Source organism: Enterococcus sp. NBRC 3427 (genome assembly GCF_007996925.1).
Classification (GTDB): domain Bacteria; phylum Bacillota; class Bacilli; order Lactobacillales; family Enterococcaceae; genus Enterococcus_B; species Enterococcus_B lactis.
In genome coordinates, this window is record NZ_BJLL01000004.1 from 1 (window position 1) to 23736 (window position 23736).

A 23736-nucleotide genomic window follows, 5' to 3' on the forward strand; every position below is an offset into this window, starting at 1 on the left:
CTCACAACCTCTTGATAAACGGTGTTCAATCAGCTGACCCCCGATATTAGCTCAGGTCAGGACGCTGATTTCACAACCTCTTTTTATTATTGAGAATCTGGTCGAGGAATAATCGTTTTTGCCATCCAAATATCCGGTTTGTCCCAGCCATTTGCATTTGGTAAGACACCTACGATTTTATAACCTAATTTTTCATAGAACTCATACGGATGTTCACGAAGGTTCTGGATGGAAGCCACTTTATCAAATGTATGCTCATACAGGTCCGTTTGACTTAACGTTGTTCCATGGTCTAAATCATCCGTACCTAAATAAATCGTTATTCCTCCTCTGGAAGCTACTTCTTTTTCTAAGTAATTGACTAATCGAGTACCTATTTGGTTCTTTCGTCGGGAGCTTTCTACGACTAATGGATGCAATTCCCAACCTGTGATACCGTATTGAGGGATTGCACCAATAAATCCTACTAACTCATCTTGGTCAACTGCTGCTACCGCGATCCGTTCTGGATTCATCATTTCTTCTACTTCTTCTGCCGAGCTGTCTCCATATTCTTCCGGCCATGTCAGTCTCAGTAAATCAGAAAGCTGATCTTTCAATACTAGATTATTACGGTCAAATTCACTGATTATCATACGTCTTCCCCCTTGTTCTTGCTTATTCTAACAGTCCTTTTGAAAAAACGAAATGTTCTCGCTCAAAAATCTTTAGCTACCAATCATTATCCCTATTCTTTCATTATTTACCTTACTTATAAAATAAAAAAATTATACAGAAACACTTTATTCAAAATAGGAAAGATCAGGAAGGCCATCAATTGGAGGGAAAAACTCTGTTTGTTCATCATGATATAGATTATCTTTTGCTTTTAAAAAAACCAATTATGAATTGACAAATGAAACACATTTTTGTAAAATAATCTAAATATTCAGAATTTTTAGATCATTTAAATAAGTAAGAGGAATCGTAGAAAATACTAAGAGGAACAAAAATTCATTATTTTCGTTTTCAATGTTTTTGTACTTATTTTATTTTTAGGATACTTATTGATGATTTCAAGGTGTTCATGCCACCTTATTCATTACTTATCCTGTCTTAGGTTCGCCTCTACTCCATCTACAGCCGCGGTCAGAAAGATCACTCTTTAAAATTTTAACCCGTTTCAACGAAGAAAGAAGGAAAAGAATATGAGTCAAAGTGTTTTCTTACCAAATTATACCATTGGAACAGATGCGTATGAAAAAGCAAATGGAATCGTCAAAGAATATGGGAAAAAAGTAGTGCTGATTGGAGGGAAGACTGCACTTTCAAAGGCAGAAAGCAAAATAAAAGCAGCTTTGACTCAGGAAATAGAAGTTATCGCCAGTCTCTGGTACGGGGGTAATTCAACTTATGGAAATATTGAACAGTTGATCCAGCATGAAAGTGTCCAAAAAGCAGACGTCCTGTTTGCAGTCGGCGGTGGCCGTGCTTGCGATACTGTAAAAGTCATTGGTGAAAAACTAGCTAAACCAGTCTTCACCTTCCCCACTATTGGTTCGAACTGTTCGCCCGTCACTGCGGTATGTGTCATCTATAACGAAGAAGGCGTAATGGACGGACTCTTCTTTCCTTCAAAACCACCTGTACACACCTTCATTGATACAGCAATTATTGCCGAAGCACCTGATAAATACTTATGGGCAGGTATTGGCGATGCTTTATCCAAAGAAGTCGAATCTACTTTTTCTGCTCGTGGCGATAATCTAGGCTACACGGATAGATTAGGAATCCAAATCGGAAAAATGTGCATTGATCGTCTCTTGACTTATGGTACGCAAGCATTGAAAGATAGTGCCGACAATCGTCCCTCATATGCAATTGAACAAGTCGTTTCGGATATCATTGTTACTACCGGATTGGTTTCTGTTTTAGTTAACAATAACTATAATTCTGCTATGGCACACTCATTCTATTACGGTACGACTGTTCTAGAAAAAATGGAGGGATACCTTCACGGAGCATCTGTCAGTTATGGTGTACTGACCTTATTGATGATGGATCAGCAGTTCGATTTGTTTAATAAAATCTATGTGTTTATGAAAAAGAACCAACTTCCAGTATCGTTAACCGACATGAATCTCAATGTCACGACCGATTTAGAAGCAATCTTAGATAAAGCCATGACCACAAATGATATTAAACATGTGCCTTATGAAATCTCCCGAGAAAAATTTAAACAGGCCATTCTTGACGTAGAAACTTATCATGCTACACAAGAAAGCCAGCAAGGATATAAGAAAATCAGTTAAATAATTGCTAAAACCCCCATCAAGCAGGCTGTCATCAAATTGAGGACATTTCTTTGCTTAATGAGGGCTTTTCTTGTCAAAAAACGCTTTATAACTTTCGCTATAGAATCTTTTCACTTATTTAAGTTGAACAGTTCCTTAATTAAGAAAGCTGCTCCTTTTATGGTAATTTAAAAAACGAAGTAGGCTACGATTATTTGGCAGCTGTTTTTTTCATTTGCTTGCTTCGCAATTGTCCGCAAGCTGCATCAATATCTGTACCATGTTCTTTACGTATCACACAGTTTACGCCGTTTTTCTTCAATACATCATAAAATCTCAATACATCAGCTTTTGGACTGCGAGAATATTGATCATGTTCACTGACTGGATTATATGGAATCAAGTTGACATATGCTAACTTTTTCTTATCTTTTAATAGATCTGCTAATTGTTGCGCATGCTCTGGTCTATCATTTACTTGATTCAACATGATATATTCAAACGTGATTCGACGGTTTGTTTTCTCTAAATACTCATCCACAGCTTCCATCAATTTCTCAATTGGGAAACTTCGGTTGATCCGCATGATCGATGTTCGCACCTCATTATTCGGCGCGTGCAAGGAAATAGCCAGATTGACTTGCAAGCCGTTATTAGCGAATTCCTTGATTTTGTGTGCTAATCCACTAGTAGAAACTGTAATATGTCGCGCACCAATCGCCAATCCTTTGGCATCATTGATAATATGCAAAAAGTCCATTACATTGTCGTAATTATCAAATGGCTCGCCGATTCCCATTACGACGACATGGGAAACACGTTCGCCAAGATTGCGCTCATCAAAATAATGTTGAACCATCATGATCTGCGCAACGATTTCTCCAGCGGTCAAATCACGGTTCTTTTTAAGCAACCCGCTTGCACAAAATGTACAGCCGATATTACATCCTACTTGTGTCGTCACGCAAACGGACAAGCCGTATTCTTGTCTCATTAGTACGGTCTCAATCATATTTTTATCAGGAAGTTCAAACAAATATTTAACTGTACCGTCCGAAGCTTCTTGGACGACCATTTGTTTCAGAGGATTGATGATAAAATGCGCCGATAACTTTTCTATCAATTGCTTTGATAGATTCGTCATTTCTGTGAAGTTACTTACACGTTTTTGATACAACCATTCCCAAACTTGGGCAGCTCGGAATTTTTTCTCACCGTTTTCTATAAACCAATTGATTAATTCTTCATTCGTCAAGCCATAGATGGATTGTTTTTCCAAAGTATTTTCCCTCTTTTTCTCAAAGTTTCGCTACATACTATACATGATTCGTTTAGTTAATGCAATACTTCACAAATAAATCGAATAGAACTTTAATCTCATAAAAATCAAAAAAGACAAGACATCGTACCGTATTAGAAAAGATGGGAAAAAAACCATTTTTCTCTTGGTATCATCATGTCTTGTCTTTTTTATATAGTTATTCGTTTTTCAACCGTTCATCGAACAAGTTTTACATATCATTATCTTCCGGCAGTGGTTCTGATGTTTCCTCTTGCTCAATGAATACTTTCCGAGGCTTACTTCCTTCTGATGGGCCAACAACTCCATGAGCTTCCAGTTCATCTACGAGTCGAGCGGCTCGGTTGTAACCGATTCGAAATCTTCTTTGGAGAAGGGAGATACTTGCTGTTTGCATTTCAACAACAAGTGCTTTTGCTTCCTCAAACAGCTCATCTTGTGGCTGTTCTGGGGCACCTGCCGTTTCAACTTCATCTGTCGGCATCATTTTCTCTTCATAATGAGCTTCTTGCTGATCTGTAACAAATTGAACGACCCGCTCCACTTCATGGTCAGAGATGAATGCTCCTTGCACACGGATAGGTTTATTCTCACCCATTGGCAAGAACAGCATATCTCCTCGCCCTAAGAGCTTTTCTGCTCCATTAGAGTCGATGATCGTCCGAGAATCTGTACCGCTTGATACAGCAAATGCCATTCTGGAAGGTACATTTGCTTTGATGATCCCTGTGATAACATCCACACTTGGACGTTGAGTAGCTAGGATCATGTGGATGCCCGCTGCCCGAGCCATTTGCGCTAAACGAATAATCGCATCTTCGACTTCGTTACTAGCTACCATCATCAAGTCAGCTAATTCATCTACGATTACTACGATGAATGGTAAGGTTGGATGTTTCGTTCCGTTTTCTAAGTTTTTCTGCTGAACAAATTCATTGTAACCAGAAATATTTCTTACACCAGTTGCCGCAAATTTTTCATATCGTTCTTCCATTTCTTGTACTACTTTTTGTAAGGCTTGTGCCGCTTTTCTAGGGTTTGTCACGACCGGCGTCAACAGATGAGGTATCCCGTTGTACATATTTAATTCAACCATTTTCGGATCGATCATCATCAGTTTTACTTCATGGGGCTTAGCACGCATCAATATACTTGTAATGATCCCATTGATTGCTACTGACTTCCCACTACCAGTCGAACCAGCTACAAGTAAGTGAGGCATTTTCGAAAGGTCAGCCGTTTGTACTCGTCCAGAAACATCACGTCCTAAAGGTACTTCCAGTAATTTATCTGGATGGTTTGGCTGAGCTTCGATGATTTCTCTAAAGGAAACCATACTGATCTTTCCATTTGGTACTTCAATACCAATCAGTGATTTACCTGGGATCGGTGCTTCCATCCGAACATCTTTCGCCGCTAAAGCAAGTGCGATATCATCTGTTAAGTTCACGATTTTACTTACTTTTACCCCTACAGCTGGTTGGACTTCGAATTTTGTGACGGATGGGCCTAAACTAGCTTTGACGACCTTAGCATCCACACCGAAACTTTGGAAAGTTTGTTCCAATACACCGATATTTTTTTCGATTTTTTTATACTCATCACTTTGATCCACAGTTGGTATAGAATCAAGCAAGTCAACTGTCGGCAATTCATAATCTTGATTTTCCTGTTCTGCTTCGATCTCAAATTCTAATGAGGTACCGTCATCCTCTGGCAACTCATCAGCAAAACCTTCCGCTGTATTGGTCTGTTTTGGTGTATCTGGTACTGGTTTTTCTAGATTCGCAGGATGGATATTTTCTTGAAAACTGTCAATTGGAACAAAACTTAACTGCTCAGGTTCGGCATTTTCTGGTTCCTGCCATTCATCAGGAGTATTTTTCCTTTGCTGGTTCACAGCTTTTTTCTTCTCATATTCTGCAGCTTCTTTTTCTGCTGCTTCTTGTGCCGCTAAGCGTCTTGCTTCTTTCGCTTCTGCACGCTGTTTCATTCTTTCTTCCTTTGCTGCTTGCTTTTGAGCTTGCTTGGCAGGATCACCTTCCAATAATTCCTGTACCCGTTCTCCAATTGATTGGATACCATTCAGCAGCTGATAGCCTTCCAAATTACTGAACAGGAATGCCCCACCCGCCAGTAATAGAACGGCTGCTAAATAACTTCCAGGCTGTGCAATCAAGAAATAAGTGAAATGATAAAGAATTGCTCCGATCATCCCTCCGCCAACGTTATTATCTACTTGACTTTGTTTTATATCGCTAGCCAATAAGTCCCATGTCGTCCCCATGATATTTGGTTCCCCAGTATGGAGTTTGCCGAATAAATGGGCATGTAGCAATAATAAGATACCGAAATAAAAGAGTATACCGCCAAACCAACGTCGGTTTTTGCCAATTGAAAACTCTGTATTCCTAATGACAATCCAAAATCCTAATACGGCTAATAAAAGACAGAGGATTTGGTAAGTATTTCCTGCAATGATCCGAAAGCCGTTTGCAATCAATATTCCTAAAAAACCTAATTTTAAAAAGCCGAATACAGCAAATAGAATCAAGGCAAATCCAACACCAATCGTCAGCATTTGTTCTTGCTGCTGTTTTTGCTTTTTCGTTTTTTTCGTCTTTTTCCTTTTCTTAGTAGGCCGTTTCTTTTGTGCCATTTATTATCCCTCATTTCATCAAGTTTCATTATACAAAAAAAAGCAAGGGAACTAAAGTTTTGTTTGAAAGAACTGTCGCTTTCTTTCATTTTTCAGCTTATTTTACAGTTTTTCTTAATTTCTAAATGATTTTATCAAAAAAAGGCACGGCCATATCCAGCCGTACCTTCTTGTTTTAAGTATGTGAACTAAAGGTTCTCTCCATTTTCTTCAATCAGTTTTTGGTACCAGTAATAACTGTCTTTCTTATATCGTTCCAAAGATCCTTCTTGTGTTTCATCTTGATCGACATATACAAATCCATATCGCTTTTGATAACCGTTCAGCCAACTCAGCAAATCTGTATAAGACCATGTACAATAGCCTAATACTTCTGCTCCATCTGAAATTGCTTCTTTGATTGCTTTGACATGGCTTTGTAAGTAATGGATTCGATAGTCGTCATGGATTTGTTTGTCTTCTGTCAACTTGTCATACTCTCCTAAGCCATTTTCCGTAATCAGCACCGGCATGCGGTAACGGCTCGTGATACGACGCAATCCGATCCTTAAGCCTTCTGGGTCGATCTCCCAGTCCCAATTTGTTCGTTCGACAAATGGATTCTCAACTTTTTTATACATTCCAGGAACCCCTGTTTCTTCTGATGAACCTTTTTTCCCAGTCGTATTCATTTTTCCTGCTCCAACCCCATCTAATGGATTGAATGCATTCGTCGCTGTTTGATAGTAATTGATCCCAAGAAAATCTGGCTTGGCCGATTCTAGCAATTCTGCATCGCCCGCTTCAATCGTAGGCGCCCATCCTTTTTCTTCTAAGAATCTCATAGCAGCAATAGGATATTTCCCCCACATGTAGACATCCATCCAATAATTGGCCATCAGATCTTCTGCATTTTCGGCTGCCAGAACATTTTCAGGATTACTGTCGATTGGATAATTTGGTGTATACGCAAAGCTTGGTCCGATTTTCCCAGGCATTTCTAACTCATGGAATTTGTTGATGACAGATGCATTTGCTAGATTTGCGATATGGTTGACTTCATACATTCGTTTTGGATCCGTCACGCCTGGCGGATGTGCTGCTAATAAATAGCCTAATGAAGTAAAGATATTTTGTTCATTCAAACTAATCCAGTAATGGACTTTCCCGCGGAATGCCTCAAATAATGTTTCTGCATAATTAGTGAAATCTTCAATGATCTGACGTGATTCCCAACCATTATATTCATCTTGCAATGCTTGTGGAAGATCCCAATGATACAAAGTCAACATAGGTTCGATACCGTTTTCAATCAGTTCGTCGATCAATCTCTCATAAAAAGCGAGCCCAGCTTGATTGACTTCTCCTCGTCCATTAGGAAAAATCCGTGTCCAAGCTACAGAGAAGCGGTAAGCTTTCAGACCTTGTTCTTTCATTAAAGCAATATCTTCTTTATAACGATGATAGTGGTCTACTGCCAGATCACCGTTTGTTCCTTTAAATGTCTTTCCTGGAATCCGAACAAATCGATCCCAGACTGATTCGCCTTTCCCATCTTCTTGCCAAGCTCCTTCTACTTGATACGCTGCAGAAGCAGAGCCCCACAGAAAATCTTTTGGAAATGAGGTAAGTTCTTTGTGTTCCATTCATCTCTTCCTTTCCTATAACCTTCAATCGTTCCTCTTTTAGAATAACACGAAACCCCTTCCACAACAAAATAAAATTATGTAAAAAAAGCAAAGGTTCTCAGATATACTAAGTCCCTTTGCATCTATTTGTTAATTTCTCGGCGTGACATCTTCACCAAACCATTTATTGGAGATTTTTTGGAATTCCCCTGTTTTTTCTAATCGGTCAAGTGCTTCATTTATCTTCTTCACTAACGTATCATCTGACTTACGCGCGCCAACCGCAAAATCCTCACTTTCGTAAGAACCTTTTGTCATGTTGAAGTCTTCTAGTTCGTTTCTTTGTTTCAAATAATAGTCCGCATATACTTTATCCATCAGCAAACCATCGATCCGTCCGCTTTTCAGATCAATCAGTGCTTCATTAAAACTATCATACAAAACAGCATCTTGGTTTTTGACAATCTCTTTTAATACTTCTGGTTGTTTCGTAAATACATCATAACCAGATGACCCATTTTGCGCACCTAATCTCTTATTCTTCATTTGCTCAAAGCTTGTGATTCCTGATTCTTTAGGTGTGATCAGCACTTGATCATTTTCCATATAAGGTTTTGTAAACTGCACTTTCTTTTCTCTTGCCGGTGTCTTGGAATAGCCGTTCCAGATCAAATCGATCGTTCCATTGTTCAATTCAAATTCCTTCATCGACCAGTCAATAGGCTGAAAGTCTACCGTAATCCCATATTGTTCAAAGACTGCTTTGGCTAAATCAATATCGAATCCTGTAAGCTTCCCATCTTTATCTCTAAATCCCATAGGAACAAATGTATCGTCCAAACCTATAACGATTTTTTTCTCTTCGTTGATAGCCGCCCAATTATCTGCTGAAGCCTTTTTATTCGAACAGCCTGCAAAAAGAAGAAGACCTACGAGCAAAGCGAATAGAAAACTGATTTTTTTCATCTCTATCTTCTCCTTTCTTAACGAATTGGGGAAACTTTTAATAGTTGATCACCGACATTTTCTGCAAATACGAGATCATGGGTGACAATGATTTGGGTTACCCCGTCTTCTTTCAATGATAGGATCAAACGCTCGACTTGCTGACGCAACTCAGGATCTAAAGCACTCGTTGGTTCATCATAAGCCAATACTCTCGGATTCATGGCCAATGCTCTGGCAATCGCTACACGTTGTTTTTGTCCGCCAGAAAGCTGATAAGGATAGTTATTCAATAAATCGCTAATCCCTAATGAAGCCGCTAATTCTTCTGCTTTTTTGGTGTATTCTTCTTTTGTCTGTTTCAGTACCATTTTCGGTGCTAAGGTAATGTTTTCAAAAATATTCAGATGTGGAAATAGCTGGAAGTCTTGGAATACCACTCCTACAACTTGTTCTTTCATTTTAAGCTCAAATGGGTTGAACGGTACACCGTCTAAATAAAATTCTCCGCTGTCAGAACTTTCTAAGCCAGCCAAGATACGTAAAAGCGTGGTTTTACCGCCACCGGAAGGACCTACGATAGCTAATGTTTTCCCATCTGGAATGATTAGATCCAAATCTTTGATTATTTCTTTTTCACCAAATGCTTTGTTCACTTTCTTCAATTCAATCATATTTCTTCCTCCTATCAGTTAGCGGTAATAATTTAATTTTCCTTCAACTTGTTTCATTACGATTGTTAGAATACCAGTCAATGTAAGATAGATGATTGCCACGCCTAGCAAAGGCAGTAAAGTCGCGTCGCGTTCCATCGCGATTTTCCCGGCACGCATTACGTCACCTAAACCTAATATATAGATTAAGGAAGAATCTTTGACCAAGTTGATAACTTCATTACCTACAGAAGGTAAAACAATCTTTGTCACTTGCGGGATGACGATTTTCGTTACCGTTTGAAAGGGACTTAATTGCAAAACTTGCGCTGCTTCATATTGACCTTGAGGAATCGATTGTATCCCTCCACGGAAGATCTCTGCAAAATAAGCTGCATAGTTCAAGATAAAAGCAATGAGCGCTGCTTCGAATCGATCAAAAACGATCCCAATCGTCGGCAAACCATAAAAAACAAAAATCAGCTGTAACAATAGTGGCGTTCCCCGCATGATCCATACATATGTTTGAAGAAAGTAGCGTAGTGGCTTAAAATGCAAGGACAATCCTAGTGCTAAAATAATCCCTAATGGCAACGAGCCAATCAAGGTAAATAAAAATAATTTCAATGTTGTGAGTGCTCCTACTAATAATTGCGGCATAACTTCAATTAAATACTCCATCTTCTTTTCCTCCTTTAAAATAAAAAAATCCTCTTGGCAAATGCCAAGAGGACGTATTATACGTGGTTCCACCTCTGTTTATTTTTTCCTTGCAGAAAAAACCTCACACAGTCGTTGCAAATCAGATGAAAACAAAAAGTCCTTTGATCCGAAGATCAAAGGACGTTAATCACGTGGTTCCACCTTTTTTTACCGGCTCCTCACGGAAAAGCCAGCCTTATCTGGTCATCTAGCAACGACCGCAGCTGTAACGGGCTCCCCGGATTTTCCTACTATACGCTTCAGAAAATCGACTCCAAGATGTGTTTCACGGTTAACTGCTGCCTCTTTCCACCAACCAGAGACTCTCTAAAAACACCTAACTGCTACTCTTCTTTTCGATGTCATTTATTTTAACTTTACGTGTAATTTACATGATTATTTTTCATTTGTCAACTCTTTTTTATGATACACTAATAAAAAAAGGAGTGTGAGGCGCGATGAGTCGTGCAACCGAACAAGAAGCTTATGAACTACTAAAAAAACTGGATATCTCTTTTCAAAAAGTCGATCATCCTGCGATTACGTCAGTCAAAAATGTCCCTTTTTCCCTACCTGGTCCGCAAGTAAAAAATCTATTATTGAAATCAAGAAAAGGAAAACAAATCTATCTTGTCATCTTGCCTGATGAAAAGAACGCCGATTTAAAACAACTAGCTGAACAATTAAAAGAAAAGCGCTTATCTTTTGTTTCTGAAGAACAGCTTCCTGACCTCCTAGGCGTTCCAGCAGGTACAGTGACTCCATTAGCATTGATGCACGACAAAGAGAAAAAAATCCAAGTCGTGATCGATACTGCTATTGATCGTCAAGATACCGTAGGCTTTCATCCAAATATCAATACCACTACGTTGATCATGGATTTTTCCGACTTTGAAAAGATACTTGTTTACTTAGAACATCTGCCAGTTTATGAAAATTTGTAATGATAGAGTAGTTTTCTTATTTCCCAATTCAAGCGTCTTTTTCTTTATTTAGCACAAAATATATCAGCAATTCTTTTAGCCAATCAAACAATGTAACAACTAATATGAACGCTGAAAACTAATACGAGTATTCTTCCATAGTTAGCCAAATCCATATTTATTGATTCTACGAAAAAAGAAGCATATATAAAAATGCTTCTTTTTTCAATTATAAATCGGAATTTTATTCTTTTGATTTCAGTCATATTTAACAAGAAATATTATATTCTGAATAACAAAAATTATTCTAACTAAACTTTTTTATATTTTTGTAAGAATATCCCTGTACAGATAGTTACTATCAATAAACCAATGATTACAGCAAAACTAGATTTTTTACTACTTGTTTTAGGAAGAATGCTTTTTGATTTATTTGTTATCTGTTTAGGTACAGCTCTCTCACTAATATAATTGGTTCTTTGTTCGCTGGATTCTCCTGTATGAGCAAATATTTGCAATTTTTGAGAGAATAGATTTCTAATTTTCTCTCTCTGTCTTCTCTGGAAAATTTTTCCACGGCGTTATATGGCTACCTGGTATAGATATATTTGTTTTTCCCGGTGTATAACTGTTTTTGATGTTATACCCGTCAATCGTCGTACTGTATTCGGGCACGTTGTCTTCCGTTACAGTATAGATGATTTCTTGACCGTCTTTGTATTTTGGTAGATTTGTGAAACGATAGCGCCAATCATCTTTTTCACTTACTTCTTTGTGTTGGATCGGTTGACCGTCGGCTAATAGATTCACTGTGATCGTCGTAGGTCGTTTGCCGTCTTGGTTCTCATTATCTTCCCATGTTTTTTGTCCTGAAACCTCTTTGGTTTCTGGCACATGAGTATTGGTAATGATGATATTTCCATCCTTTGTTTGTTTAACTTCACTGATATAGCCAGCTACTTTGGTCAGCTCTTCCACTCGATAAGTGATAGCTTGACCTTTCGCCTTTTCTGCCAACCCGTTCCAAGTGGTCGTCCAGTGATTCTCCTCGCTCAGTTCTATTGCTTCGCCTACTTTTTGGTTATTAGCATACAGCTGGACTTGGATACTTTGAGGTCGTAGCCCATCTTGGTTATTTCCATCATCCCATACTTTAGTAGCACTTAGGTTAGTTTTTCCCGGTGTATAACTGTTTTTAATGTTATACCCGTCAATCGTTGTACTGTATTCGGGCACATTATCTTCCGTTACTGTATAGATGATTTCTTGCCCGTCTCTGTATTTTGGCAGATTTGTGAAACGATAGCTCCAATCATCTTTTTCACTAACTTCTTTATGTTGGATCGGTTGACCGTCGGCTAATAGATTCACTGTGATCGTCGTAGGTCGTTTGCCGTCTTGGTTCTCATTATCTTCCCATGTTTTTTGTCCTGAGACCGAAATGACTTCTTTATTCTCATTTGTAACGACTAGCCCGTTTTCAATTTTTTGATAACCTGAAGGGACATAATCATTTCCGTTTTGGTCTACTTCTTGCACTTTAAACGTATATTCGTTTCCACTATCATCATACTGTTGGATATCTTCCCAAGTCACTGAAGTTATTCCATTGTCTAATCGTTTTGTTTCTGCATCAGGAACTGGTTCCCAATTGTTTGTACTTGCTCTGAATAATTTAAAATAAATACTCGGTCTTGGAGTGGTTCCACCGTTCCAAATTTTAGTTGCTGTGATGTTCGTAACCTTTTTCTTGTTATAAACAGGTAAAATGACTCCCTCTGTATCATTTTCATTTATGGAGAATTTGAGTTCATTTGAGCTCAATGGATCAAAGTCAATCCAATTGGGTGCTTCTTTTTCTTTTACAACATAGTCTCCTACTTGCAGACCTTTGATACTAGCTTCTCCCTGTTCATTCGAAATCAACAGGATACTAGACTGTCCTTGAATAGGCTGTTCATCTGCTCGTCTTAATTAGAAAGTCACATTTGGGATACCAATCTCTGTGCCATTGATATATTTGAAAATCTTCAATTCGCCTCTAACTGTACCGTTGACTCCACCAGAAGCTGAAATATTTTTAACTGTATGATTGAAACTTTCTCCATCAACAGCAGGTTTATTAAATTCTTTAAACCAAGCTTCCGAATGATTCTCAAAATTTGTTTGTTCTGGGTTTTCTATGATCGTCTTATAACTCACCATTATTTTCCTAAGATTGACAAAGTTTTTTGGTATAGTTATTTCAATGTAATTATCATTTACTGAAAAATCAAATGTAGCGCCGGGGAAATCTTGTAAAAATTGTTGGATTCCCTCTTCTCCTCTATAAACCTTCTGTTCACCTAAGTGTATTTGATTAATTTCAAACGTACTTGGATCTAATCTTTGTCCACTTTGGATTTCATCACTGATTTTAACTGGTTGTTCAACATAAGTGCCGTTATTGTTAATATTCAAAAACCATCGAATGTGCTTAGTATCTTCAGGAAGCATGTCTCCTGTTTTATAATAAAAAACGCTAGAAGAAGAACCAGAAGCTGGCTTTGTCACATTTACAGTAGCTGTTTTATTACCGCTCGTCACGGTGAATGGTCCCGTATTTTCTTCACCAGTATCGGTTACGTTTCTGGCCTGTATCTCAAATTGCCCCCAACCTTCTACTGAGTCTAGGTTTTTAATATTTTCATTAAACACAACTTGCGCAGAATCTTTTCTAACCGTTAAAGTTCCAACATTTTTATTTTCAATCATTAATGGGATTTCTTTTTGAAATCCTTCACCGCGAATATTTCCTTCACTTGGCCAATTGATCCAAAGATAATCACCTGGCTGGATATCTTGTTTTTTTTCGTCAAACGAGAATTTTACTTTTATGTTTCCTCCATCTGTAATATTCGTTGGGTCCACGGTCAACGAAGTGACATTACTGCTGATATCTCTGCCTGCATCCGCATAGACATGAACAGGAATCAGCGATGTTATATTAGTAATAATAAATAACATTGATAAAATAATATTTCTACACTTTTTCATTTTTTCTATCTCCCCTATTTTAACTAAAAATAAGCCATACTATATTAGTACTCAAAAACCCTTCTTCTCAAATCCTCCCTCACTCATTTCATTTCCAACCTTTCAACCATCAAATAGATAGTTATTTTACAAACATTTAGAAAAAATAAATATGCCAAAAAAACTTTTATATAAAGTTTTTCCTAATAATAATTATTTTTTTCACATATGTTCACTTTATTTTACTTATTGCTTTCATTTTTTCAAGCTATATTTCCAATTCTTGGCTTACAAAAATGCAACATTAATAAATAACGATAGTTTCATAAAATACACTTTTAATTAACATTATTAGTTTATACTAGCTGTTTTTGTGTTAATTAAAGGCTAAAATACAATATAAAGAAACATCTGTTTCTTTATTTAGAATAAAAAAATACAGACTCTGTTCAAATAAATGAACCTAGCCTGCATTATGTGATTGACTCTACTTTTTAATTCATTGAGATGAATAACCCGTTTTTATAAATGCCCAAAAGTAATCGGTGCCGAAGCCATTCCTCGACCTAATTCTTTTTCAAATTTTCCTATTGTTGATATCTCCATATAAAACGGTGATACTGGTTTAGACAATTCTCCCCTGATTGCTAACGGACGTAAACTACGTTCCAAATTATTTATGACTTTAGGATAATACTGACCTTTTTCTAAGCCTGTCTTTGCGTCTATCAAAAGTATACGTTCCTTTTCTTTGATCTCTGGATTTAAAACGAGATCATATAATTTTAGTACCATGTTTTCTATTTCTTCACTTTTAGACATCACGATTTCCTCCCAAAAATATATTTCTTCCCACTACATTCTATAAACAAAGTATACGCTACATCTAGATTTTTTTAAATCATTACTGGATTGTTAAAACCTTTCAATACACTGTTATGGCAACGATTTTTATTTTAAAAACATTCTAAATTAAATCAGTAAAAATTTTTATTCTAAGATTTTTATTAGAATTACACCTAATTTGTGTCTCTCAGGGCAATTCTAAGAACGTTTCAAGAGATAGCGACACTATCGTTATCGAAAAAGGTGAAAACCTATCTCATTTTCTGCTAATGTAAGTTGGTTTAGCTTTTGTTAATATGACTTTATGAAAATGGAGGTAATTAAATATGATTTTTCCTAAAGTTAATGAAGCAAGCTTGAATAAAGGATCCTTTTTTCATATCTATGAAAACGAAGATTTTGAACTGTATAATATCCTTTCACAAAAAGAGGTCATCGAAAACCAAATAATCTGCCATCCAATTATTTACAAATCTATTTTCAAGTATGCATTTTTTGCTTCCAATGATTTTCAAAGAATGGAGATTACCGACTGTATATTCGAAAACTGTGATTTTTCAGGCTGTATATTGACAAAAAGCATGTTGCATCGCGTGAAATTTGTCAATTGTAAATTAACAGGTACTAAATTGATGGAAAGTTATATTGGGAACACGTTATTCGAGAATTGTAAAATGGACTATGTAAATTTATCTGGTTCAAACATAAAAGAAAGTACCTTTGAGCACTCTGTCTTATCAAGCGCAGATTTTGTAGACTGTTCCCTCACTAAAATAATGTTTTCTACTAATGATTTAGAAAATGCTAGCTTTTTTGATACTGATTTAAAAAATATCGATTTAAGTAGCAACTCCTTTGAAATGATTGAAGTACGCTCGGAACATCTAAAAAATTGTACGCTTAATCAGTTGCAAGCACTTGGTTTTGCTAGAAAATTTTTACAAATAAAAGTAGTATAATCAAAATGAATATATAAGATAAATTTTTAGCAATACAAATATCCATAAAAAAACATTGCCTATTTTAACTCTTCATGTATACTGACTCTATCTTCAAAAACTGAATAGTAGGAGTTATTATCATGAATAACATTTTAGGAAAAAAAATAGAACTTAAAAAAGGGATATTGGGCACTATTGTCGTTGTACTCGGTTTGTTAGGGTTGCTATTTGCGCCATCCATTATTAGCATTTTTTCTTTAACTATCACTGGATTTATAGCATTTACACTTGTTTTCGGTAAAAAAGATACGAAAAAAATGTTCTCGAAACCTGTCGCTCCTGTCAAAAATATAGCCAAATATTTTTTTATCAATGTAGTAATCAGTGCCGCAGTCTCGGTATTTTTGCAACAAATTTTGAAATGGGATTTAACAGGCAATCCAATAAATGAGGCTTTCAGCCCGTTATTATTTATTATTTTGCCTATCATGATACTTGGAGAAGAATTGTTCTCAGTGTATTTTCTTGCTATTTTTTCTAGTAAGTTCAGCATTCCTGTCGCTAGTTTCTTGTCAGCGATCATCTTTGGATTCATCCATTACAGTACTTATGATAATGGAAATATTTTACACACTGTAGCACACATCCTTTTGATACAAGGGGTGGCAAGATTGTTATTCAACCAAGCTGCCATTAAAAGCAACTCGATCATTACAAGTTGGGCAGTTCATGTGATATTTGATTTCACATCTATATTGCTAGTCGTTTTATTCTCCTAAACTTTTATAGAAATAATACATGCTCTATTGCTAAGAAAGCATACTTTATTTCCTTTAAATAAAAAGACAGATGTATCAATGGATTAAAAATCCTTGATACATCTGTCTTCTCTTTTAATGCCAGCTATAGGGATCGAACCTACGACCTACGCGTTACGAGTGCGTTGCTCTACCAACTGAGCTAAGCTGGCCTTATCCAAAAGAAATTATATACTCTATTTGACTGATTGTAAAGAGTTCGATGGAAAATTAGTTTAATTTCATGATATTTTTCATAAAACGTGGTATAATTGATGTGAAAGGCAGGTTTTATGAAAATGGCAACTTTTGGAAAATTTGATACAACTATCGTACCATCGGAAATTGGTGAAAAATTCAAGATCAATACTCACGTAATGTTCACGATTCACGGCAAGCCGCAAACTGGAACGATTTCAAAACAATTGAAAAATTCCGCTGTTGTTGAGATTGATGAAACTGCAGAAAATGCGAACTTGATGACGCAAAGCAAGGGTGTAGTAATCGTTAACTACAAAGAACTTAAAAAGATTTGAATTTGACCATCTCTGCATTTTTGGGATGGTTTTTTTATATGCAAACGAAAGCTGTGAAAAAGCTGTTCTGCCTCAAACGTTAAAAATGACCAAAAAAGGATGTGACACAACTTTTGTCACATCCTTTTTCATTTTCACTTATTTTGTACCAAACAAACGGTCACCCGCATCCCCTAGTCCAGGAACGATATAACCATGTTCATTCAATTTTTCATCTAGAGAAGCTGTATAGATATCAATATCAGGATGTGCTTCTTGCAAAGCTTTTACTCCCTCAGGTGCTGCTACCAAACAAACGAATTTGATGTTCGACGCGCCACGTTCTTTCAATGCATCGATTGCCATGATTGCTGATCCACCTGTTGCCAACATTGGATCTACTACAAACAACTGACGTGCATCAATGTCTTCTGGAAGTTTGACGAAATATTCATGTGGCTCAAATGTTTCTTCATCTCGATAAAGACCGATATGACCCACTTTAGCAGCTGGAATCAATTCCAAGATACCATCAACCATTCCGATACCTGCGCGCAAGATTGGAATAATCGCTACTTTTTTACCGGACAACGTTTTTTGTGTTGTTTCAGTGATCGGTGTTTCGATCACGATGTCTTCCAACGGCATATCCCGTGATACTTCATATGCCATCAACATAGCGATTTCATCGACTACTTCACGAAAAACCTTTGTTCCGCAGTTTTTGTCCCGAATAATAGTTAGTTTGTGTTGAATCAATGGATGATCGATCACTTGAAATTTGCCCATTTTTTAAGCTCTCCTTTGTTCTGTCGTTTCTTTTTAATTGTAAAACAAAATCAAGTGATTGACTAGTCAAACTCGCCATTTTTCCTAAGAAAATCCTTTTTTGAAAAGAAGTTTTCCTGCGGACAAGCAAAGCTTATTCTTTTTCCATGATCCAAGAAGTAGATAATGCCATTGCTGCACGCGCTGCCTTTGTCTGATCCATAGCATTTACCATGATGAAATCATGGATGATTCCTTGGAAGCGTACTTGTGTAACAGGAACCCCTGCATCACGAAGTTTGCGTGCATAAGCCTCGCCTTCCTCTCTTAATACATCCGCTTCTCCTGTCAAAATCATTGCTGGAGGTAGATCTTTTAGTTCATTCAGGTCTGCTCTCAAAGGCGAAGCTGTGATTTCAGCACGTTCTTCTTCATTCGTCGTATATTGATCCCAAAACCATCTCATTCCATCTCTTGTCAAAAAATAGTTTTCTCCGAATTCATGATAGGAATCTGTATCGAAATCAGCGTTGGTAACTGGATAATACAGCAATTGTTTAGATATTGGGAGCCCTTTTCGTTCTTTTGTTAAGATCGTCATGACTGTAGCCATGTTACCACCTACTGAATCTCCTGCAACGATTAGATTCTCGAGATCCAGATTTTTTGACTTGGCTAATTTATTCAGCTGTTGCAACACAGCATAATTTTGTTCAATTGCTGTTGGATATTTCGCTTCAGGTGATCGACTATATTCTGGAAAGACAACGACAGAATTCGTGCGGACCGAAAGTTCTCTGATCAATTTATCATGGGTTTGAGCACTGCCAAAGACCCAACCAGCTCCATGGATATAAAAAATAACTGGTAATTTATCTATATTTCCTTCTGGTCGTACAAAACGAATATTGATTTTTCCCCATTCGCCAGTATCTACCATCAAGTCTTCAATATCAACGGAATATTTGTTCACAGGTGATTCTTGTACTTCTTCCAGTAATGCTCTTCCTTCTTCCGGTGCTAGTTCATAGATTCGCGGATGAGGTGCATTTGCATCACTGAATGCTATGGCTTCCTTTTCTAACGAGATACGATCAGTCATGACTTTTCCTCCCTGAGATTTAATGTGAAGACTAAAATTACACCTCATATACTAGAGAGCATCATCGATATTGTCAAAGAATCCGTTTTCTCCCAAAAAAATAAACAGAAAAGTCCAGCATTGAACTTTTCTGTTTTATATGGAATTTAAATTTTTATTTTTTATGCAATGGAAATTTTTCAGTTAATTCGCGTACACCTGTTTTGACTTCGTCTAATTGAGCATTGTCGCCTTTTGCTTGTAATGCTTTGACAACTAATTCAGCCACTTTTACAGCATCTTCTTCTTTAAATCCGCGAGTAGTGATTGCTGGTGTACCGATTCGGATGCCGCTTGTTTTGAATGGACTTAGTGTTTCAAAAGGAATCGAGTTTTTATTTACCGTGATATTCACACTGTCCAAAATACTCTCTGCTTCTTTTCCATTTATACCTAACTCACGAACATCGATCAGCATCAGATGATTATCTGTTGCTCCTGAAATGACTCTTGTTCCGATTGCTTGATTGAACACTTTGACCATTGCTTTTGCATTGGCAATGATTTGTTCACTATATTCTTTAAATGCAGGATCTAGTGCTTCTTTGAATGCCGCTGCCTTCCCAGCAATCACATGCTCTAGAGGTCCGCCTTGAATACCAGGGAAGACCGCACTATTGATTTTTTTCGCTAATGTTTCATCGTTTGTCAAAATCATGCCGCCTCGAGGTCCGCGCAATGTTTTGTGAGTGGTAGTCGTTGTGATATCTGCATAAGGAACTGGATTAGGATGAAGTCCTGCTGCTACTAATCCTGCGATATGTGCCATATCTACCATCAGTTTTGCGCCTACTTCATCTGCGATTTCTTTGAATTTCGCAAAGTCGATCGTTCGTCCGTAAGCACTGGCACCTGCTACAATCAATTTTGGTTGATGTTTTCTAGCTAAAATACGTACCACATTATAATCAATAACTTCTGTTGTCGGATCAACACCGTAAGCAACAAAGTGGTAGGTTTTGCCACTGAAGTTGACTGGTGATCCATGTGTTAGATGTCCGCCTGCGGAAAGATCCATTCCTAAGATCGTGTTCCCTGGTTCTACCAAAGCGAGATAAGCAGCCGTGTTGGCTTGAGAGCCGGAGTGAGGTTGAACGTTCGCAAATTTCGCTCCGAATAATTCTTTTGCACGGTCAATCGCTAAATTTTCAACGATGTCGACAAATTCACATCCACCATAATAGCGATGCCCTGGATAACCTTCTGCGTATTTATTTGTCAAGATACTTCCTTGCGCAGCCATCACTGCTTCGGAGACAAAGTTTTCAGAGGCAATCAGCTCCAAATTATGTTCTTGTCTTTCTTCTTCTTTGGCGATCGCAGCCCAAAGATCAGGGTCAAACGTTTTGTAATCTACCACAAACAACAGCTCCTTTTTATTTTCCTACAATTTTATTTTTCCTATCAAAAACAAATTGCCAAATATTCGTATCTCTTCTATTTACACTTCGTTTTTCGTTCACTAATAGAAGATTTACTTGATAGCATTGTATCATACTAAAAGAATGCGGCAATAACCAATTGATCATTTTTCAAAATAATTTTGCCCAGCTGCTTTTTTCAAGCGATTCATATAAGCATTCCCCAATCCAGTTTCTGGATATACTTGTACAAAAATCAAATCTAACCCAAGTGTTGGTTCATCTAATCCTCTTAGACCTGCAAACAATCCTTTAGCCGCCGCTTCTACTGAGTTGTCGTTATACATATAAACTGCTGCGGTATCTGTCCGCACTTGATCCGCAATTTCGGGGCTTGCTATGACACCTACACGGATCTTCTTATTTTTTGCCCATTGAACTGCAGTTGACCAATCGCCCTCTCTGACCATCAGAACACGTGTATCGGGTGAGTAGTGCTTGTATTTCATCCCAGGCGCTTTTGGTGTTTCATTTTCTTTTACAAGATGCTGATCAATAGCAACAGGAGATTCGATGACTGCTTCTATTTGTTCTTTCGTTACTGCACCTGGTCGTAAGATCATAGGCATGGCTGTTGGATCACTTAAATCAAGAACAGTGGATTCTACACCAATTCGCGTAGCTCCATCATCAATGATCCCGGTAATTTTTCCTTGTAGATCATGGAATACATGATCTGCAGTTGTCGGACTTGGTTTTCCCGACGTATTTGCACTTGGACCGACAAGCGGAACCCCTGAAAGTTCGATTACTTCTAGTGTTTTTTTGTTATCCGGCATACGAAATGCAGCTGTGGATAATCCTCCTGTTACAACTGAGGGCAAGGTGTCTTTTTTGATTTTAAATATCAAAGTTAGTGGTCCAGGCCAGAAGTTCTTCACAATCTTCTCTGTTTCTGGATGAAAGTTGTCCACATACTCTTTTACTTGTTCAAAAGAGGCGACATGGACAATCAATGGATTGTCTTGAGGTCTTCCTTTTACAGAAAACACTTTCTTGACAGTATTTGGCAAGAGAGCATTGGCGCCCAATCCATACACTGTTTCAGTAGGAAAAGCAACAAGTTCTCCTGCTTTCAGTGCTTTGGCTGCCTCTTTTAATTCAGTTTCATCATAACGTTTCGTTTCCACAGTTTATCCACAACCCCTTTTTCATACATTCTTGTTTTATCCAACTTTATCCTCAAGTTTTCCACTGACTGTGGATAATTCGTTTGTCAATAGTGGATAAACTTGTTGATAAGCCAAAAAGTCGTTTACATCCTTGTCAAATAAGTGTTTTTTTATAATAAAAAAACAAATAAAAATTTTTTCATCCACAACTTCAACTGTAAACTTGGATCATTCGTTCATTACCAAAAAGATCCTTTTTTATCGCCACTTTTTTATCTGGAAATGCTTGCTGGAATATTTTTTTTACTGCTTCACCTTGGCGAAATCCGATTTCTAAAAAAATCTTTCCATTTGGTTTTAGTACGCTTGGTGCTTCAACTGCTATTTTTTCATAAACAGCTAATCCATCGTTTTCCGCAAAAAGGGCCATCTTAGGTTCGAATGACCGAACACTTTCATCCATCAGTTCCCATTCATTCCGACTGATGTACGGCGGATTAGAAATAATCACATCAAATCGCCGATCCTGTACTGGTTCCAATGTATTCCCATGGTAAAAACTGATTTTCGTTCCTTCGTGCTGAGCATTTTCTTTCGCGACTTCTAACGCTTCTTCAGAAAGATCTACGGCAGATACATGCCAATTTTTTCTTGCTGCTTTCAAACTAATAGCAATCGCCCCAGTACCTGTCCCAATATCTATCACTTCCAATGGTACATCAGGCGTCTCGTCTAAACACCACTCCACTAACTCTTCTGTTTCTGGTCGAGGAATCAGTGTTGCTTCGGTTACCTTCAACCGATGATCATAAAAATCTGCATATCCTAGCAAATACTGAGGCGGATGATCTGCAAGCAGAAGTCGCAGATCTGTTTCGATCAACTGTTGTTCTTCTTTTGAAATCTCTTCGTTCATATGAAGGAGCCAATCAAGTTTTTTCCATCGTTTTCGTTCCAAAAATAAAAATTGGATACTGTATGCTTCTTTTCCATGTTCCTCTAAAAAAGAAGAAGCCCGTGACAGGACTTCTCGATAGGTCATTTTACCCATTTTGCATAGCTTCCAGTTTTGATGTTTGATCATACATGATCAATGCATCAACAATTTCATCTAATTTCCCTGCTAAAATCTGATCTAATTTTTGGATAGTTAATCCGATACGGTGATCAGTCACGCGATTTTGCGGGAAATTATATGTCCGAATCCGTTCTGAACGATCCCCAGTTCCGACTGCTGATTTTCGATTGGCATCATATTCACTTTGTGCTTCTTGTTGGATCTTATCATACACACGAGCACGCAAGATTTTCATTGCTTTTTCACGGTTCTTGATTTGAGAACGTTCATCCTGCATAGCAACGACAATCCCTGTTGGTAAGTGAGTCAAACGTACAGCAGATGCTGTTTTATTGACGTGCTGTCCGCCAGCACCTGAAGCATGATAGATATCTGTACGAATATCTTTATCTTCGATATCGATCTCTACTTCTTCAGCTTCTGGCATCACGACAACTGTTGCTGTGGAAGTATGGATACGCCCTTGCGATTCAGTTGAAGGAACACGTTGGACACGGTGTGCACCACTTTCATATTTTAATTTCGAATAAACATTCTCTCCGGTAATCATCATGATCACTTCTTTATATCCACCGATCCCGGTAACGTTTGCTTCCATCACTTCTGTTTTCCAGCCTTGTGCTTCAGCATACTTTTGGTACATATTGAAAAGATCACCCGCGAATAAGGCTGCTTCGTCTCCACCTGCTGCTCCACGGATTTCCATGATGATATTTTTATCGTCATTTGGATCTTTTGGTAAAAGCAGGATCTTGATTTTTTCTTCTAAGACTTCTTTTTCTTTTTTTAATTCAGATAATTCTTCTTTTGCTAGTTCAGCCATTTCATCATCCAGTTTTTCACCAAGCAGTTCTTCTGTATCGGTGATTCCTTGTACTACTTCTTTATAACGACGATAAACTTCGACTGTTTCGCGCGTGTTTGCTTCTTCTTTTGAAAGCTGCATAAAACGCTTTGTATCAGAAATCACTTCTGGGTCACTTAAAAGTTCTCCAAGCTCTTCATAACGGTCTTCAATTGATTGTAATTGATCGTACATG

19 protein-coding genes, 1 tRNA gene, 2 pseudogenes and 1 other annotated feature are annotated in these 23736 nt (G+C 37.6%); of the genes and pseudogenes, 5 read left to right on the top strand and 17 right to left on the bottom strand.

From position 1 onward, the window contains the following. Window positions 1–86: 86 nt before the first annotated feature. Entirely contained in the window at window positions 87–635 is a 549-nt protein-coding gene (aac(6'), locus tag ESP02_RS01560) for an aminoglycoside N-acetyltransferase AAC(6')-Ii (RefSeq protein ID WP_002373947.1), read from the bottom strand. A gap of 552 nt (window positions 636–1187) precedes the next feature. Between aac(6') and ESP02_RS01565 the strand changes: the two genes are divergently transcribed. Then, window positions 1188–2291 (top strand): iron-containing alcohol dehydrogenase family protein, encoded by a 1104-nt coding sequence (locus ESP02_RS01565; RefSeq protein ID WP_002373950.1) that lies wholly within the window; start codon window positions 1188–1190, stop codon window positions 2289–2291. Here ESP02_RS01565 and ESP02_RS13570 read toward each other — a convergent pair. From ESP02_RS13570 to ESP02_RS01600, 7 genes and pseudogenes are all read right to left on the bottom strand, one after another. Further along, window positions 2288–2495, bottom strand: a pseudogene (locus ESP02_RS13570) (hypothetical protein). The gene ESP02_RS01565 and the pseudogene ESP02_RS13570 sit on opposite strands and share 4 nt — an antisense overlap. Beyond that, entirely contained in the window at window positions 2485–3552 is a 1068-nt protein-coding gene (gene rlmN, locus ESP02_RS01575; RefSeq protein WP_002293564.1) for a 23S rRNA (adenine(2503)-C(2))-methyltransferase RlmN, read from the bottom strand. Before rlmN ends, ESP02_RS13570 begins: the two are co-directional and overlap by 11 nt. Window positions 3553–3784: 232 nt before the next feature. Continuing rightward, window positions 3785–6232: a DNA translocase FtsK gene (locus ESP02_RS01580; protein ID WP_002373952.1), complete on the bottom strand. Its 2448-nt coding sequence runs from the start codon at window positions 6230–6232 to the stop codon at window positions 3785–3787. Window positions 6233–6420: 188 nt separating this feature from the next. Next, on the bottom strand, window positions 6421–7857 hold the full coding sequence (locus ESP02_RS01585; protein ID WP_002373954.1) for a glycoside hydrolase family 1 protein: 1437 nt from the start codon (window positions 7855–7857) through the stop codon (window positions 6421–6423). 132 nt (window positions 7858–7989) lie between these two features. Then, a complete protein-coding gene (locus ESP02_RS01590) occupies window positions 7990–8805 on the bottom strand; it encodes an amino acid ABC transporter substrate-binding protein (RefSeq protein ID WP_002373955.1) in 816 nt (271 codons plus the stop codon). A gap of 17 nt (window positions 8806–8822) precedes the next feature. After that, complete coding sequence (locus ESP02_RS01595; protein WP_002293345.1) at window positions 8823–9458, bottom strand: amino acid ABC transporter ATP-binding protein; 636 nt, start codon at window positions 9456–9458, stop codon at window positions 8823–8825. An 18-nt stretch (window positions 9459–9476) separates the two neighbouring features. Then, entirely contained in the window at window positions 9477–10118 is a 642-nt protein-coding gene (locus tag ESP02_RS01600; protein ID WP_002293344.1) for an amino acid ABC transporter permease, read from the bottom strand. Between the two features lie 44 nt (window positions 10119–10162). Beyond that, window positions 10163–10508 (bottom strand) — a binding site (T-box leader). A gap of 89 nt (window positions 10509–10597) precedes the next feature. Here ESP02_RS01600 and ESP02_RS01605 point away from each other — a divergent pair. After that, complete coding sequence (locus ESP02_RS01605; RefSeq protein ID WP_002373961.1) at window positions 10598–11083, top strand: prolyl-tRNA synthetase associated domain-containing protein; 486 nt, start codon at window positions 10598–10600, stop codon at window positions 11081–11083. Between the two features lie 290 nt (window positions 11084–11373). Here ESP02_RS01605 and ESP02_RS01610 read toward each other — a convergent pair. After that, window positions 11374–14098: pseudogene (locus tag ESP02_RS01610) on the bottom strand (Cna B-type domain-containing protein). Between the two features lie 501 nt (window positions 14099–14599). Then, the gene (locus tag ESP02_RS01615) at window positions 14600–14899 is read right to left on the bottom strand and encodes a bacteriocin immunity protein (protein ID WP_002289237.1); all 300 of its coding nucleotides are present in this window, start codon (window positions 14897–14899) and stop codon (window positions 14600–14602) included. A 350-nt stretch (window positions 14900–15249) separates the two neighbouring features. Between ESP02_RS01615 and ESP02_RS01620 the strand changes: the two genes are divergently transcribed. Both ESP02_RS01620 and ESP02_RS01625 read left to right on the top strand, forming a co-directional pair. Continuing rightward, window positions 15250–15882 carry a pentapeptide repeat-containing protein gene (locus ESP02_RS01620; RefSeq protein ID WP_002289236.1) on the top strand — a complete coding sequence of 211 codons (633 nt, stop codon included), beginning with the start codon at window positions 15250–15252 and terminating at the stop codon, window positions 15880–15882. Window positions 15883–16004: 122 nt separating this feature from the next. Then, window positions 16005–16643: a CPBP family intramembrane glutamic endopeptidase gene (locus tag ESP02_RS01625; RefSeq protein ID WP_002374728.1), complete on the top strand. Its 639-nt coding sequence runs from the start codon at window positions 16005–16007 to the stop codon at window positions 16641–16643. Window positions 16644–16761: 118 nt separating this feature from the next. On the opposite strand, the gene ESP02_RS01630 is transcribed toward ESP02_RS01625, so the two are convergent. Next, window positions 16762–16834: transfer RNA gene (locus ESP02_RS01630), tRNA-Thr, on the bottom strand. Window positions 16835–16954: 120 nt separating this feature from the next. Between ESP02_RS01630 and ESP02_RS01635 the strand changes: the two genes are divergently transcribed. After that, complete coding sequence (locus tag ESP02_RS01635; protein ID WP_002291542.1) at window positions 16955–17197, top strand: hypothetical protein; 243 nt, start codon at window positions 16955–16957, stop codon at window positions 17195–17197. 138 nt (window positions 17198–17335) lie between these two features. Here the strand turns inward: ESP02_RS01635 and upp are convergent, their stop codons facing one another. The 6 genes from upp to prfA form a co-directional block, all read right to left on the bottom strand. Then, on the bottom strand, window positions 17336–17965 hold the full coding sequence (gene upp / locus ESP02_RS01640; protein WP_002291540.1) for a uracil phosphoribosyltransferase: 630 nt from the start codon (window positions 17963–17965) through the stop codon (window positions 17336–17338). 133 nt (window positions 17966–18098) lie between these two features. Further along, window positions 18099–19046 (bottom strand): alpha/beta hydrolase, encoded by a 948-nt coding sequence (locus ESP02_RS01645; RefSeq protein ID WP_033795755.1) that lies wholly within the window; start codon window positions 19044–19046, stop codon window positions 18099–18101. A 154-nt stretch (window positions 19047–19200) separates the two neighbouring features. Then, the gene (glyA, locus tag ESP02_RS01650) at window positions 19201–20445 is read right to left on the bottom strand and encodes a serine hydroxymethyltransferase (RefSeq protein ID WP_002374734.1); all 1245 of its coding nucleotides are present in this window, start codon (window positions 20443–20445) and stop codon (window positions 19201–19203) included. A 165-nt stretch (window positions 20446–20610) separates the two neighbouring features. Then, window positions 20611–21636 carry an L-threonylcarbamoyladenylate synthase gene (locus ESP02_RS01655; protein ID WP_002374736.1) on the bottom strand — a complete coding sequence of 342 codons (1026 nt, stop codon included), beginning with the start codon at window positions 21634–21636 and terminating at the stop codon, window positions 20611–20613. Between the two features lie 193 nt (window positions 21637–21829). Beyond that, window positions 21830–22669 (bottom strand): peptide chain release factor N(5)-glutamine methyltransferase, encoded by an 840-nt coding sequence (gene prmC / locus ESP02_RS01660; protein ID WP_002374739.1) that lies wholly within the window; start codon window positions 22667–22669, stop codon window positions 21830–21832. Continuing rightward, window positions 22662–23735 (bottom strand): peptide chain release factor 1, encoded by a 1074-nt coding sequence (gene prfA / locus ESP02_RS01665; protein WP_002291519.1) that lies wholly within the window; start codon window positions 23733–23735, stop codon window positions 22662–22664. The genes prmC and prfA overlap by 8 nt, the downstream gene beginning before the upstream one ends. Window position 23736 lies beyond the last annotated feature (1 nt).